Origin of the sequence: Streptomyces sp. NPDC058812 (genome assembly GCF_042744565.1) — a bacterium.
GTDB lineage: Bacteria > Actinomycetota > Actinomycetes > Streptomycetales > Streptomycetaceae > Streptomyces > Streptomyces thinghirensis.
Map to the genome: position 1 here is coordinate 340,378 of NZ_JBHYOB010000005.1, position 14,373 is coordinate 354,750.

A 14,373-nucleotide genomic window follows, 5' to 3' on the forward strand; every position below is an offset into this window, starting at 1 on the left:
ACGACAACGCCGCGGACGCGCGTGCCACGCCCCGCGACGCCGGCAAGATCCGAACGACGCTCCCTAGCTAGCTAGCCGTCGCCTGCCGGGCCGGGGCTCGAAGGGACGGCCCGGGCCACAGGGGCAGGGAGCCCGGCGGGCTTGCCCGCGGCGATGATCCGGCCGTCGCTCACGGTGAGGAGGCGGTCCGCCCGGGCGGCCACGTCGAGGCTGTGGGTGATGAGCAGGACGGCGAGACCCAGATCCCGTCTGGCAGTGTCCAGTACGGAAAGGATCTCGGCTTCGGTCTCCGAGTCCAGTGCCGATGTGCTCTCGTCGCACACGACGACCCGGGGGCCGGCTGCCAACGCCCGTGCCAGTGCGACCCGCTGTCGCTCGCCCCCGGAGAGCTCCCCGGGCAGGCGGTCGGCGTGCCCCGGTCGTAGCCGGACCATGTGCAGCAGGCGGTCGACCTGCGCACGGAGCTGGTGGCGTTCCGTGTTCCCGCTCAGCAGCCGCAGCGGACGGACGAGGGCGGTGCGTACCGTCTGGCGTGGGTGCAGCGCCTCGGCCGGGTTCTGGGCCACCAGTTGCACGGCCGCCCGCTGGGCGCGGGTGCGGCGGCGCGTGTCCCACTGGACGGGTTCGCCGTCGAGCAGCAGGGCACCGGCATGCGGTTGGTGCAGCCCGGCCAGACAGCGGCCGAGCGTCGTCTTGCCCGTGCCGGAGACACCGAGGACGGCCACGCACTCGCCCGGCGCCACATCGACGTCGACGTCGTACAGGACGGGGCGGGCCCTGGAGTAACCGGTGGTGAGCCCTCGGACGGAGAGCAACGGCACGGCGGCGGTCGCCAGGAGCGCCGACCGTTCGGTCTCCGCGGGCTCGTCGGCGTCCCCGGGGGGCCGGGCGGGCGGTGTCGTACCGCCGGGCGGGGCGATCAGCGTCACCCGCTCCCGCTCCCGTACAGCGGGCGGCCGGTCACTTACGAGACGGCCGTCCGCCATGGTGACGACCCGGTCCACGGAGAGGGCCAGGGTGTCGACGTCGTGGCTGATCCACAGCAGGGCCGTGCCGGAGCGGTGCATGCGCCTGAGCTCGTCGACGATGCCCTCCTTGGTGGCCGGATCGAGCCCCGTGGTCGGCTCGTCGAGAATCAGCAGGGCGGGGGAGCGGCCGAGGGCCATGCCGAGGGCGATGCGCTGCTGCTGTCCGCCGGAGAGCTGGTGGGGGTAGCGCCGGGCGAAGTCGTGGTCCCCGGGCAGCCCCACGCGCGCCAGCAGTTCGCCGGCCAGTCCGCGGCGTTCGCGCCGGGCAGGCGGCACCGGAAGGGAGTCGAGCAGCGCCGCTCCGACGCGCCGGTAGGGGTTGAGCGCGTGGCCCGGGTCCTGGGGGACGTACGCCACCGTCCGGCCGCGCAGCCAGGGCGGCACGGGAAAGACCTCGGTACCCCGCACGCGTACCGTGCCCGCCGAGCGCCGCATGCCGTCGCGCAGGTGCCCGAGCACGGCGAGGGCGGTGGTCGTCTTGCCGCAGCCGGACGCTCCGATGAGGCCGACCGCGGCACCCTCGGGGATCGTCAGGTTCACCTTGTCGAGGACGACGCGGTCGGCGGCGGTGACGGTCAGCCCTTCGACGGCCATCAGGGGCAGCTCCCGGGCGCTCATGCCTGCAGCGCCCGGGAGCGGCGGGAGATGTCGTCGGACAGGACGTTCGCCGCGACCGCCAGTACGGCCACCAGCAGCACCGGCGCCGCGAGTGCCCAGGGCTGGAGTTCCGCGCCGGGCAGCGCATCCGCGATGAGGACGCCCCAGTCGGCCGTCCCGGTGCCGAGGCCGAGGAACCCGGCCGCGGCCACCAGGTAGACGCTCAGGACGAACCGGACGGCCGCGTCGGCCAGCAGCGGCCCGGCCACGAAGGGCAGCAGCTCGCGGACGACCAGCCACGGCAGCCGCTCGCCCCGGGCGAGCGCGGCCTCGACATGGGCGCGCCGGGTGACGGGCCCCGCCGCCGCCCGGACGACGCGTGCGGACAGGGGCAGGCTGACCACGACCACGGCCGCGACGATGCTCCATCGGCCCGGTGCCGCGGTGAGGAAGAGCAGGAGCAGCAGCAGGGGCGGGATGGCGAGCAGTGCGTCAAGGGGACGCATGACGAGGCCGTCCACCCACGGGCGGCGCACCGCGGCCAGTGCGGCGGTCAGCCCCACGGCCGCACCCAGAACGGCCCCCGAGACGGTGGTGACCGCGGCGGTCAGCAGCACCCCGCGCCCGCCGTGCAGGACCCGTGAGAGCACGTCGCGGCCCAACTGGTCGGTTCCGAGAAGACCGTGACCGGGCGCCGCGTACGGTCTGCCGACGATCTCCGTGGCGGAGTGCGGAGCCAGCCAGGGCCCGGCGAGGGCCAACAGCGTGACGGCCGCCAGCACGGCGCAGGCGGCGAGCGCGCCGCGGGAGCGCCGGGGCGCGGAGCGGAGGGTCATGGCGCGGTCCTCTTCCAGGGAGTGGTGACGGTGACGGCGATGTCCGCGACGGCCAGCGCGAGGAGCGTGGCACCACCGAGCAGCACGGCGAGGGCCTGGGCCACGGGTATGTCGCCCGACTGCACCGAGCTGACGAGGAGTTCACCGATCCCCGGATAGCCGTAGACCCGTTCCACCAGGATGGCGCCGCCCACCAGGCCGATGCCGAGTACGCACCAGATCTGCGCGGCGACCGGGAGTGCGGCGGGCAGGACGGCCCGGCGCAACAGGGCGCGCCGGGGCGTTCCGTTGAGTACGGCTGTCTCGACGTGCGGGGCGCGCAGGGCGGCCGCCGTCGCCGCCCGGATGACCCGCACGGCGTGGGCCAGCGACAGGGACAGCAGACTCAGCAGGGGCAGCGCGAGGAGGCGGGGATCGAGGGGCGGCCCTCCGGCCGCCGGGGTCACCGACACCGCGGGAAACCAGCCGAGCCACACGGAGAGCACCAGGACGAGGCCGCCCGCGACCACGTACTCGGGGAGCGCCACCAGGATGACGGCCACGGTCGACACCGCACGGTCGGGCAACCGTCCGCGCCGCATGCCGGCCCACACGCCGAGCAGCAGGGACAGCGGTACGACGGCGGCGAGGGTGAGCCCGGCGAGGAGTGCGGAGTTGCCGAGCCGGTCGGCGATCAGGGAGCGGACCGGCACGCCGCTCAGCATCGACGCGCCGAGATCCCCCCGCAGCAGGCCGCCGGCCCAGTCCGCGTACCGCTGCCAGAGCGGGTCGCCGAGGCCGAGGCGGTCGCGTGCGGCGGCGATCTGCTCGGGACTGGCCCGGTCGCCGAGGCGGCTGGTGGCCGGGTCACCGGGCAGCAGGTCCACGCCGACGAAGACGACCAGGCTGAGGAGGGCGAGCAGCCCGGTGCAGACGCCGAGGCGGCGGGCGACGAACCGCAGCAGGCCGCCGGTCACGCCAGCCAGGCCTTGCCCAGGTACGGGTATTTGGCGGTGCCGCGGCCGGTGATGCCCCGGACCCGGTCGCGCGTGAGGCTGAGGGTGTCCGCGAAGCCCCACACCACCCAGTTGCCCCGGTCGTGCATGGCTGTCTGCACCCGGCGCCAGGCCTGTTGCCGTTCATCCTCCCCGCGGACGGCGATCGCGTCGGCCAGGGCGCGCTTGAACTCCTTGTCGCCGAAGGCGAGTGAGGGCCGCAGCGCGGTCCGGGTGTAGATGGACTGCAGCGGGAAGCCGTAGATGGCGAACGTGACGGCGTCGACCGAGGCCATCGCCTTGACGTCGAAGAACTCCGCGGCGCTGACCGTCTGGGCTCGTACCTTGAGGCCGATGTCCTTCATCTGCTCGGCGAACATCTCGGTCGACGCGTTGCAGCCTGTTTCGATCTCCGCGGAGCGCACCGTCACTTCGGTGCCGTCCGCTCCCGCGGCGCGCAGCAGCCTGCGGGCCTGGTCCAGGTCGCGCGGCAGCGGCTCCAGATCGTCGGCGTAATACTGCGCGCCGGCCCCGAACAGGTCGTTGCCGACCTCGCCGTATCCCAGAAGGACGGTGTCGACCAGGGCCTTGCGGTCGACGGCCAGGCGGACGGCCCGGCGTACGCGGGGGTCGTCGAAGGGCGGGCGGCCCGTGGTGAGCATGAACCCGAATCCGGTGCGTTCGCTCTCGGTGCCCTTGCGCACCTCGGTCGCCCCGTCGCCCCGCCCCTTGGCCGCCTCCGTGTACGGCAGAGCGGCGGCGAAGTCGGCCTGTCCCGAGCGGACGGCGTTCACCCGCGCCTGCGGGTCGTTGACGCTGAGCACCACGAGCTTGTCGAGGTAGGGGGCGCCGTCCCAGTGGTCGTCGAAGCGGCGGAGCGTGCTGGAGCGGCCGGGAGCGAAGTCGGTGACCCGTAACGGCCCGGTGCCCATGACCTTGCCCGCCTCGAAGGACGTGGTGCCGTTCTTGAGGACGAAGATCTGGTTGGCCGCCAGCAGGCCTGCCGGGTCCCCGATCGGGCGGCGCAGCGGCACCACCAGCGTGTGCTCGTCCTCGGTCTCGATCCCGGTGGAGTCGATGTAGCCGGTCAGCTCGCTCGGGTACTGGCGCTCCGGAGAGGTCACGTAGCGCAGGGTGAAGGCGACGTCCCTCGCCCCGAACGGGGTCCCGTCGTGCCAGACGACTCCCTTGCGGAGCTTGAGGGTGAAGGACGTACCGCCTCGGGCCGTGGTCGCGGAGAGGGCGAGGCCGGGGCGGACCTGGTCCTGTGCCGACCAGAAGAGGACGTCGTAGACGACGCGGTTGCGCGCGAAGTCGGCGGGGCTCGCCGCGGAGAACGGGTCGAGGGACTCGGCCGGGCCGCCACCGGCCAGTGCGGCGGTCAGCGTTCCTCCGCGCTGGGGGCGCCTGTCGTGCGCGTCGTCGCGGGGCGTGGCCGCCTCGTCCGTGTCGCTGCACCCGCTCAGGAGCGGGAGTGCCAGCGCGGCACCACCGACCGCCGCCACGCCCATGGCGCGGCGCCGGCTGACGGGTATCGAGGGTACGGACATGGGTGGTACCTCCGGGGGCACAGTGATTGGGGGCACGACGGAGTCTGGTCACCGCAGGGCTCGGCCACCCCAGGGGCGGCCCCCAGCGCACCCCCGGGGGATCTCCCCGGCCACCTCGCCCCGGGACCTGAGCTGCCGTCAACGCCCGGCCGACGGCGCGGGGAGGCCAGCGCGGCCGGAAAGGCGGTGACGCCGGGCGCCGGGTGTCACGGGCGGACGGAGGCCTTCTTGTACAGCGCCTGCCAGAAGTGGCTCCACGGCACCCCCCGTCCGTCCGCGGCACAGGACCAGGCGGGGCCCGGCCGGTGGGCGACGCGGAAGTCGGCGGACGCCGCCTCGACGGCCTCGGTGCCGTGGAGGTCGGCCAGTTGCCGCAGCGGTCCGTTCGCGCGCGCCGCCCGGTTTTCCGCGCCACTCCGCCGGTGGGCGGCCACAGCCGGCTCCGCGTACGTTCCGACCGGGCTCTTCGCGAAGAACGCCGTGCACTTGCGGTCGATCAGGCCGAGATGCGCCCGCGCGGGGCGAAGGCTTTTTTCGGTGAAGGATTGCACGTTGACGCACAGGTCGAAGACCGCGGGCTCGAAACGCGACGATCTCAGCGCGGCGGCGGCCTCCGTGACCCGTATGAACCTGACCTTGGCGTACTGGGCATCACTCAGAACCGCACGCAAATAGCTTCGGGTGAGCGTCAGTGTGTCGCGGGAACCGATGATGGCGTATCCAGCGATGTCGTAATTGGAGAGCATCGCATGACAGATGCACCCGTATCCGGATCCGATCTCCATGATCCAGGTGTCCTGGAGGTCCAGTTCCTTCTCGATGAACTCCAGCTCCAGCACCGCCTGGAGATAGTCCAGGCACACGGTCTGCCCGTTCACGCGTACCGTGAGTGGATCCCCGATCTCGCGCCTTCTGATGTTGCGGATCTTCTCCCATTCGCCGGCACCGAGCCGCGTGGCCAGTTCGTAGAGCAGAGCCTCGAGGTATCTGACCTGGGCCTCGTTCGATCCCGGCCCTCGGAGGGGCAGGTGAGGGTTCCTCCCGTCGGACTTGAAGCCGGTGAGACCGTCGGTCGCTTCGCCCAGCATGGTCCGCGCCATGGCTGAAGGGTTCCCCTCGGGGCGGCGCGTGTCCACCGGGGTTGCCCCTGGCATGAGCACTGGCGCCAAGGGCCGGGGGTGCTGCCGGGGGCATACCCCTGTTGTCGCCGCGGTGCGCCGACGATACTGCCGGAAGGTCACCCTCCCGCTGCCGGGCCGACCCTGATGGCATCGGCATCCTGCGCAGCACTGACCACGAAGAGACCGCAACCGACGGACAGGCGCTTCCGTACCGATCGCGCACATCAGCCACCGGCGAGAAGGCAGCGGCCTGGCCACCGGGGCGAGCCGAAACGTTTCGGCCACCGGTAGGGCCCGGCTCCGATGCTTCGCACGGGGCATCAGGTGACGAAGCGGGGTGGATTCGGTGAGAGGAGACGAAAGGTGGGGATCCGGCGGTGAACGAGTGGAGAGGGCCGCGATCTCCGGGTTGGTTGGGCAGCTCCTTCACGTATCGGCCACGCATGGCGTCACCGCGGAGGCCCGCTGGGTGTGGGCCAGAGTCGCGGCGGAGTGCGCGGCTGTCAAGTGCTGCTGTTTGGTCAGGGCTGTTATGAATCCTTGCCTGGCGTCGAGGTGCCGGGGTTAGATGTTGAACGCCGGATAATGCGTCGAAATGCTTGATTCCGTAGTCATTGAAGAATGCGGGAGGGGTTTTGTACTGTTGTAGCCCTTGATATTTCCGCCTTTCGACTCTTGTGTGTCGGTCCACTGGCTCGCCATTCCGTCATTCTTTCTGTGATCCGCTTTGTGATATGAGCCTGCATCAATTCGTGGTCATGAGCCCAAGGGGGATGAGTTCGTGCGTCGAGAAAGCAGATTACTGGAGCGGGATCGCGAATTCGGTTTCGTGCAGCTGGCACTGCGACAGGCGATGAGCGGTGACGGCGCCGTCCTGGCCTTCGAGGGAGCCGGAGGCCTTGGCAAGACCAGTCTGCTCCAGTCCCTCCGCGGCGCCGCGGAGGGCGAGGGCTTCATGGTGCTGCATGCGCGGGGCAGCGAGCTGGAGCGGGACTTCCCCTGGACCGTGGTGCGTCAGCTCTTCGAGCGCCTGCTGGCCGCCGACGCCGCCGGGACGGGCGACGGGGCTGTGCTCACCGGCCCCGCCGCGCTGATCCGGACGCTCTTCGACTACGACCAGGAGCACCACCACGGAGGCCTCGCCTCGCTCGGTGAGGACGAACTCTACGCAGCGGTGCACGGGCTGTACTGGCTCTGCTGCAACCTCTCCGCACGCCGGCCGCTGCTGCTCGTCATCGACGACGCGCAGTGGGCCGACCGCTTCTCCCTGCACTTCATCAGCTACCTCATCAACAGGCTGGAAGGCGAGTCGGTCCTCGTCGCTCTGGCGCATGCGCCCGCCCCGTCCTCGCACGACGCCGCCCAGGATCTGATCATGTCCGCCCGTACTTCGCCGCTGGCCACCGTCGCTCGGCTGGCCCCGCTCAGCGCGGACGCCGCCCGCGAGGTGATCAGCGCCCAACTGGGCGTCGCGCCGCACGAATCCGTCGTCAGCCGGTGCATGGAGATCACCGAGGGCAACCCGCTGCACCTGATCGAGCTGGCGAAGGAGATGTCGGTCAGGGGCCTGCTGCCGACCGCGTCGGCCGTGCCGCGTATCCGGCTGCTGAGCCCCACCTCCATCGCCTGGGACGTCCGCCGGTCCATCGGCCGGCTGCCGGAGGCGGCCGTCACCCTCGCCCACGCGACCGCCGTCCTGGACACCGACGCCGCACCCCAGCACAGCGTGGACGTGGCCGGCCTCGACGACAACAGGGCCGACGAGGCCGCCAAGTACCTGCGCGACGCCGGGCTGCTGCGAGCGGGAACGCCTTACGCCTTCCGCAGCTCCGTCGCCCGGCACGTCGTCTACGCCGACATGACCACACAGCAACGCCACCTGGCCCACCGCCGGGCCGCAGCGAGCCTGCACGCGGCGGACGCCGACTCCGCCACGGTGGCGGAGCACATCTGCCGCACGGGCCCCGGCGTGCCGCCGTGGGCGGTGCGCGTACTGCGCTCGGCCTCCAGCCAGGCGGTTCGGACCGGCCAGCCGGCCACGGCCGTGCGTTATCTGCGGCGCGCCCTGGCCGAGCCCGCGCCCGAAACCTCCAGGGCGCACCTGTTGGCCCAGCTCGGCTCCGCGGAACTGCTGGCACGGGACCGGGCCGCGGTCGGCCACCTGGCGGAGGCGGTGCACCACTCCCCGGAACGCGAGGTCAGCCGCGCGGTGCGGTCGGATCTCGCGCTCGCCCTCGCCGCCACCGGCCGGTACGCAGAGGCGGCGGACGTCGCGCGCCAGGCGCGCGGTGCAGCCGCGGAACGGGACGACGCCGTGGCCACCCGGGCGCGACTGATAGAACCGGTGCTGTCCCGGATGGCCAGGGGCGGCGCGCGCACCACGGTCGCCTCGGACCTGCCGTCCGGGGCGACGCGCGCCCACGCCGCCGTCCAGGCGTGGAGCCGTGGGCTGCCCGTCGGCCGGGTCGCCCGCTTCGCGGGCGCGGCCGTCGCCGACGGAGTACGACTGCCCGACCAGGACATGGAACTGCCGCCCGTGTCCCTCGCCGCCTGGATGCTCGCCCAGTGCGACGACCTGCCGGCCGCGGAACAGGTCCTCGCGCAGGTCGTGCGCCAGGCGTCGCGCGATGGCCGGCTCCTCACCCAGACCACCGCTGAGAGCATGCGCGCCCGGGTGCTGCTCGACACGGGACGGCTCACCGAGGCGGAGACCGTGGCCCGGTCCGTTCTGCGCGACCACCACGCCACCTCCCTGACACTGGTCGGTGTCCCCGTGGCCGCCGCCGTCCTCGTGCACTGCCTGATCGAAACCGACCGGTCGGCCGAGGCGGAGGAACTCCTCAAGGCCACCGGACTGGCCGGAACACTGCCGGACGCCGCGCCGTTCGTGCCGCTGCGCCTGGCCCGGGGACGGCTCAGCATCCGCCTCGCCCGGGACGACGACGGCCTCCAGGAACTGCTCGCCTGCCGGGCGCTCGCGCTGGCCGAGGGCTGGCTCTATCCGTCCGCCACCGCCGAGTACCTCACGGACGCCGCGCGCGCTCTCGCCGTCACGGGAAGTGTGCGCGCCGCCCGCGACCTCGTCCTGGAAGAGGTCAACCGGTGCCGTGCCTTCGGCGCCGCCAGACCACTCGCCGTGGCGCTGCGGACCCTGGCCGGCGTCACCGGCGACAAGGGGCTCGCCCGCCTCGAGGACGCCGACCGTCTGCTGGAGGACCTGCCCGACGCGCTGGAGCGTGCGCGCACGCTGGTCGAACTCGGCTCGGCGCTGCGCCGAGCAGGCCACCGGGTCCAGGCCCGGCAGCCGCTCACGGCGGGGCTGGAGCTGGCTCACAGCATCGGGGCGGCCACGGTCGCGGGTGCCGCACGGTCCGAACTGCGGCTCGCCGGAACGCGCCTCGCGCGGATCGGCGGCGGGTTGTGCACGGCCCTGACACCAGCCGAGGAACGCGTCGCGCAGAAGGCTGCCGAGGGTCTGAGCAACAAGGAGATCTCCCGGGAGCTGTATGTGTCGGTGAAGACCGTCGAATGGCACCTGGGCCAGGTCTACGCCAAGCTCGGCATCGCGAAGCGCTCGGAACTCCCGCGCGTCCTCGTCCTCGACGAGGCGCCGGTACGACGGAGTTCCTGAGCGGGTGAGTCGGCGCTGCCGGGCCGGCCGGTGGTTCGGCGCCGCTGTGGTGGTCCGGTGCTCCCGTGGCCTCCCGCTGCGGCGTCGGGCCCGGTGCCCGGCACCGCGGCGGTGCTGCCCGCCTCGGCCGGCGGCCCGGCGCCGCCGGCTGACGCCGGTGTGACCGATCGTCCGGGGCCTTCGGCGTGCCCGACTGCTCAGCCCCTGCCCCTACGTCTGCCCCTGCGTCTGCGTCTGCGTCTGCGTCTGCGTCTGCCCCTGCCCCCGAGCGTCCGCCGTCTCGGGGCCGGGCTCCCAGCCCGGCCGCGCACCGCCCCGCCTCTGCGTCCGCCCTCCCCGTACCCGGCCGGCCCAACCGCTGGGCGGCCGTCCGCCCCCGAGCGTCCGGCGCCCGGGGACCCGGGCCGGCAATGCTGGGGGCGTCCCCTGGTGCCCGGTCCCCGCTGCGGAGGCGAGGCTCAAGGCCGTCCCCCCGAGCACCTCCGGCGAAAGGGCCGCCCTGATGACAGCACCCACGGATGTGAAGCCGCCGACTCCGGGACTCACCGAGGACGAGCGGGACTATGTGAACCGCGTCGCCGAGCACTACCGCGACACGGACAACATGGCCTGGGAACACGGCTTCCTGATCGGCTGGCTGATGATCTGCGACCCCGTGGAGCAGTCGGCCACTCAGTTGTGCAAGGCGCTCGGCGTGCGCCGGGAGTCCGTCGACCACATCGACGCGCTCCTCGTGCCGCCGGGCGTACTCACCCACAAGGACCTGCCCGACGGCGAGTACGCGCTGGCGATGAGCATCGACGTCTGGCCCAAGACCGTGCAGCACTCGATGCTCGCCGTGCCCTCCTTCCACTCGGTGATGGAACACGGCCTCCAGGTCCTCGACGGGGAACCCGAGGAACGCCGCCGCCGACTGGTGAGCATGGAGCGCTTCTTCCGGTACCTCGGCGAGGAACTGCCCGCCGTCTTCGACCGGTACGAGCCCCCGACGACCGTGACCTGACCCCCCCCCACGTCCCCCCACGTCCCTCCCTCCCGGCTCTCCCGTACCGACGACACGCCGAAGGACGACCATGACCGAACTGACCGACCAGCCACCCCTGACCCCCGGCCTGACCGAAGGCGAACGCAGCTTCGTCCACAAGGTGGCCCAGCACTACCGGAACACCGACAACATGGCCTGGAACTACGGATATGTCTTCGGCTACCTGATGATCTGCACCCCGGTCCGGCAGCGCGCCGGCCAGATCGCCGAGGCTCTGGGCGTGACCCGGGACGACGTCGACCACGTGGCGAAACTCCTTGTCACCCCGGGCGTCTTCGAACGGCGCGACGAACCCGGCACCGACGACTACTGGATGTGGCTGCCCGAGGGCAACTGGCCCAAGGCCGTGCGCTACTCCCTCGTCAACATGCCCAGGTTCCACGCGGTCCTCGAGCGAGGCCTGGAGGTCCTGGCGGACGCCCCGCCGGAGCGTCGCGAGCGGATCGCCACCCTCGAGCACCTGTACCGCCACCTCGCGGTGGAGATCCCCGCGGTCTTCGACCGGTTCGAGAACGCCACGGCCAAGTAGGAGCCGGATTCACACTCATGGACCAGGACGGCGCCCTAACCCCCACCCTCACCACGGCACGCCGACTGCGGCCCGAGCACCTGGGATCCGCCGCCTTCCGGCGCGACCACCGCGTGCGCTACGCCTATGTCGCCGGCTCGATGTTCAAGGGGACGGCCTCCCAGGACATGGTCGCCCGCATGGCTCGCGCCGGCCTGCTCGCCTACTTCGGCACCGGAGGACTGCGCCCGGAACGCGTCGAGTCGGTGATCCGCGCCCTCAACGCGGCTGTGGGCAGCGACGGTTCCTACGGCATGAACCTGCTGTCCTCTCCCGGCGCGCCGCGCAAGGAGGAGGAACTGGTCGACCTGTTGCTGGCACGTCGCGTCCGCCGGGTGGAGGCGGCCGCCTTCATCCGGATGTCACCCGCCCTGGTCCGTTACCGGATCACCGGCCTGACCCGCACCACCGACGGCCGCGTCGACGTCCCCCACAAGGTGCTCGGCAAGGTGTCCCGGCCCGAGACGGCCGAGGCCTACCTGAGCCCGCCCCCGCCCGGCGTCGTCCAGGACCTGCTGCGTGCGGGCCGGGTCACCGCCGAGGAGGCGCAGTTGTCGGCCCGTATCCCCATGGCCGACGACCTGTGTGTGGAGGCCGACTCGGGCGGCCACACCGACCAGCGGCCACTGATCACGCTGCTGCCGGACATGGTGGGGCTGCGCGACCGGATCGCCGCCGAGCGTTTCACGGGCGCGGGGGCCGTCCGCGTCGGTGTGGCGGGCGGTATCGGCACGCCGGAGGCGGTCGCCGCCGCCTTCATGCTGAACGCGGACTTCGTCCTGACCGGCAGCATCAACCAGTGCACTGTCGAGGCCGGCACGAGCGACGCCGCCAAGGACATGCTCCAGCAGGCGGGCGTGCAGGACACCGCGATCGTGCCCGCGGGCGACATGCTGGAGATCGGCGCCAAGGCGCAGGTGCTGCGCAGGGGACTGCTCTTCCCGACCCGCGCCAACAAGCTCTACGAGTTGTCCCTGCGTCTGAACTCGCTCGACGAACTGGACGAGCGGACCGCCCGGCAGATCCAGGAGAAGTACTTCCGCCGCAGCTTCGACGAGGTGTGGCAGGAGACCGCCGGGCATCTCGCCCGCACCGACCCCGACCAGCTCGCGGCCGCCGAACAGGACCCGAAGCTCAGGATGATCCTCACCTTCAAGTGGTACTTCGTGCACTCGGCCCGGCTCGCGATGAGCGGTGCCGCGGAGCAGCGCGTCGACTACCAGATTCCCTGCGGTCCGTCCCTCGGCGCCCTCAACGGCCTGCTGCGCGGCACCGCACGCGAGGACTGGCGCGCCCGGCACGTGGACGAACTCGCCGAACTCCTCATGGACGGCGCCGCCCGGCTGTGGCAGCGCCGCCTGGAGGAGGCGGCCGCCCGCAGCGATGACGCGATACCGGAAGGAGCGGTCCGGTGACCGTCGCCCGGCACGAGCGGAAGCGCGCCCTGCTGGTCTACCTGCTCGGCTGCCTGGTGTTCTCGAGCGGGGCGTATCTGTTCATCCACTCGCACCTGGGCACGGACCCGCTGGACGTGTTCGCGCTCGGCCTCAAGGAGCACATGACCATCACGGTCGGCATCGCCCAGGCCGGGGTGGCCGTGGTCTGCCTCGGCGTGTCCGCGCTGTGGAACCGCCGACGACCGCTGCTCGCGCCCCTCTTCACCTTCCTGTTCTGCGGCAGCGTGATCGACCTGCTGATGTGGGCCGAGCCCGCGGGCCGCCTCGGCGCCGAGGGACCCCTGCTGCTCCCGCCGGCGACCTTGCTGTGCGCCTACGGCTCCGCGCTCATCATCATGGGCGGCTTCGGCATCCGCCCCATCGACGTGCTCGCCATCACCATGACCCGCAAGTGGCGTCTCCCGCTGTGGGCCACCAAAGGTCTCATCGAGGTCGTGCTGATGACCGGCGGGCTGCTGCTCGGCGGCCCGGTCGGCGTCGGCACCGTCTGCTTCCTTGTCGGCGTCGACGTGCTCATCCAGCCCCTCCTCCACCTCAACGCCCGTTACCTCGGGCTCCCCAACCTCGGGCTGCCCGAGCGCACGCCCCGGCCCGCCGAAGCCGCATGACGCTCCCGGCGGCCCTCCGTGCCGTCCGGACAGCACCCGCCGAACGCCCCCACAGAAGGGTTGGAAGTGACGGTCATCCATGTCTTCCCCGGTCAGGGCGCCCACCGCGTGGGCATGGGACGGCAGCTCTTCGAGAGCTACCCCCACCTCGTCCGGCAGGCCGACGCGGTCCTCGGGTACTCCATCGAGGAGCTGTGCCTCGCGGGCCCGGAGGAGCGCCTCTCCGACACGCGCTACACGCAGTGCGCGATGTACGTGGTCGGGTCCCTGTCGTACGTCGACCGGGTCCGCACCACCGGCCGGCTGCCGGACCTCCTGGCCGGGCACAGCCTCGGCGAGTACGTCGCCCTGTTCGCGGCCGGCGCCTTCGACTTCGTCACCGGGGTCGAGCTCGTCGCCGAGCGCGCCGCGGCGATGGCCGACGCGGGCCCGGGGGCCATGGCCGCGGTGCTCGGTATCACCGCCGACCGGGTGCGGGAGATCCTCGCCCGGGGCGGCGCGCCCGAGGTCGACATCGCCAACCTCAACGCCCCGGAACAGACCGTCGTCTCCGGCCCGCCCGGCGCCGTCGCCGAGGCCATGACCCTGTTCGGCGAGGAGACCAGAGCCGTCGTCCCCCTGAAGGTCAGCGGGGCCTTCCACGCCCGGCAGATGGCCCCGGCCGCCGCCCGGTTCGAACGGTTCCTGCGGGGCTACCGGTTCGCCCCGCTGCGCATCCCCGTCATCTCCAACGCCACGGCCCGTCCCTACGACGACACCGAGACCGCCGCACTTCTGGTCCGCCAACTGACCAGCCCGGTGCGGTGGACGGAGTCGGTGGAGTACCTCCTCGACCAGCCGGAGCCCGAGTTCCACGAGCTGGGGCCCGGCCAGGTCCTCACCGGCCTGATCGCTCAGATCCGCGCCGGACGGCCGGCTCTCACCGCTGCGTCGAGCTGACCCGGAAGGACTGAAGGCA

Annotated in this window: 11 protein-coding genes; 6 read left to right on the forward strand and 5 right to left on the reverse strand. The window is 72.3% G+C overall.

Annotated elements, in window-relative coordinates; genetic code table 11:
- Positions 1 to 71: 71 nt before the first annotated feature.
- The 5 genes from ACFW48_RS13435 to ACFW48_RS13455 form a co-directional block, all read right to left on the reverse strand.
- Complete coding sequence (locus ACFW48_RS13435; protein ID WP_386313773.1) at positions 72 to 1,646, reverse strand: ABC transporter ATP-binding protein; 1,575 nt, start codon at positions 1,644 to 1,646, stop codon at positions 72 to 74.
- Positions 1,643 to 2,461 (reverse strand): ABC transporter permease, encoded by an 819-nt coding sequence (locus ACFW48_RS13440; RefSeq protein WP_386313775.1) that lies wholly within the window; start codon positions 2,459 to 2,461, stop codon positions 1,643 to 1,645. The genes ACFW48_RS13435 and ACFW48_RS13440 overlap by 4 nt, the downstream gene beginning before the upstream one ends.
- Positions 2,458 to 3,417 (reverse strand): ABC transporter permease, encoded by a 960-nt coding sequence (locus ACFW48_RS13445; protein ID WP_386313778.1) that lies wholly within the window; start codon positions 3,415 to 3,417, stop codon positions 2,458 to 2,460. Before ACFW48_RS13445 ends, ACFW48_RS13440 begins: the two co-directional genes overlap by 4 nt.
- Entirely contained in the window at positions 3,414 to 4,985 is a 1,572-nt protein-coding gene (locus tag ACFW48_RS13450) for an ABC transporter substrate-binding protein (protein ID WP_386313781.1), read from the reverse strand. The genes ACFW48_RS13445 and ACFW48_RS13450 overlap by 4 nt, the downstream gene beginning before the upstream one ends.
- 206 nt (positions 4,986 to 5,191) lie before the next feature.
- Complete coding sequence (locus ACFW48_RS13455) at positions 5,192 to 6,085, reverse strand: putative sugar O-methyltransferase (RefSeq protein ID WP_386313783.1); 894 nt, start codon at positions 6,083 to 6,085, stop codon at positions 5,192 to 5,194.
- Positions 6,086 to 6,887: 802 nt separating this feature from the next.
- Here ACFW48_RS13455 and ACFW48_RS13460 point away from each other — a divergent pair.
- From ACFW48_RS13460 to fabD, 6 genes are all read left to right on the forward strand, one after another.
- Positions 6,888 to 9,737: an AAA family ATPase gene (locus ACFW48_RS13460; protein WP_386313785.1), complete on the forward strand. Its 2,850-nt coding sequence runs from the start codon at positions 6,888 to 6,890 to the stop codon at positions 9,735 to 9,737.
- Between the two features lie 502 nt (positions 9,738 to 10,239).
- Positions 10,240 to 10,740 (forward strand): hypothetical protein, encoded by a 501-nt coding sequence (locus ACFW48_RS13465; protein WP_386313788.1) that lies wholly within the window; start codon positions 10,240 to 10,242, stop codon positions 10,738 to 10,740.
- A gap of 70 nt (positions 10,741 to 10,810) precedes the next feature.
- Entirely contained in the window at positions 10,811 to 11,311 is a 501-nt protein-coding gene (locus ACFW48_RS13470) for a hypothetical protein (RefSeq protein ID WP_386313790.1), read from the forward strand.
- A gap of 17 nt (positions 11,312 to 11,328) precedes the next feature.
- Complete coding sequence (locus tag ACFW48_RS13475; RefSeq protein ID WP_386313792.1) at positions 11,329 to 12,765, forward strand: PfaD family polyunsaturated fatty acid/polyketide biosynthesis protein; 1,437 nt, start codon at positions 11,329 to 11,331, stop codon at positions 12,763 to 12,765.
- Complete coding sequence (locus ACFW48_RS13480) at positions 12,762 to 13,415, forward strand: hypothetical protein (RefSeq protein WP_386313794.1); 654 nt, start codon at positions 12,762 to 12,764, stop codon at positions 13,413 to 13,415. The genes ACFW48_RS13475 and ACFW48_RS13480 overlap by 4 nt, the downstream gene beginning before the upstream one ends.
- Before the next feature lie 66 nt (positions 13,416 to 13,481).
- On the forward strand, positions 13,482 to 14,354 hold the full coding sequence (gene fabD, locus ACFW48_RS13485) for an ACP S-malonyltransferase (protein WP_386313797.1): 873 nt from the start codon (positions 13,482 to 13,484) through the stop codon (positions 14,352 to 14,354).
- The last annotated feature ends 19 nt before the right edge of the window (positions 14,355 to 14,373 follow it).

Bases quoted from the DNA above. Each gene is read 5' to 3' on its own strand.
- ACFW48_RS13435 (WP_386313773.1), bottom strand. From the start codon at position 1,646: ATGAGCGCCCGGGAGCTGCCCCTGATGGCCGTCGAAGGGCTGACCGTC.
- ACFW48_RS13440 (WP_386313775.1), bottom strand. From the start codon at position 2,461: ATGACCCTCCGCTCCGCGCCCCGGCGCTCCCGCGGCGCGCTCGCCGCC.
- ACFW48_RS13450 (WP_386313781.1), bottom strand. From the start codon at position 4,985: ATGTCCGTACCCTCGATACCCGTCAGCCGGCGCCGCGCCATGGGCGTG.
- ACFW48_RS13455 (WP_386313783.1), bottom strand. From the start codon at position 6,085: ATGGCGCGGACCATGCTGGGCGAAGCGACCGACGGTCTCACCGGCTTC.
- ACFW48_RS13465 (WP_386313788.1), top strand. From the start codon at position 10,240: ATGACAGCACCCACGGATGTGAAGCCGCCGACTCCGGGACTCACCGAG.
- ACFW48_RS13470 (WP_386313790.1), top strand. From the start codon at position 10,811: ATGACCGAACTGACCGACCAGCCACCCCTGACCCCCGGCCTGACCGAA.
- ACFW48_RS13475 (WP_386313792.1), top strand. From the start codon at position 11,329: ATGGACCAGGACGGCGCCCTAACCCCCACCCTCACCACGGCACGCCGA.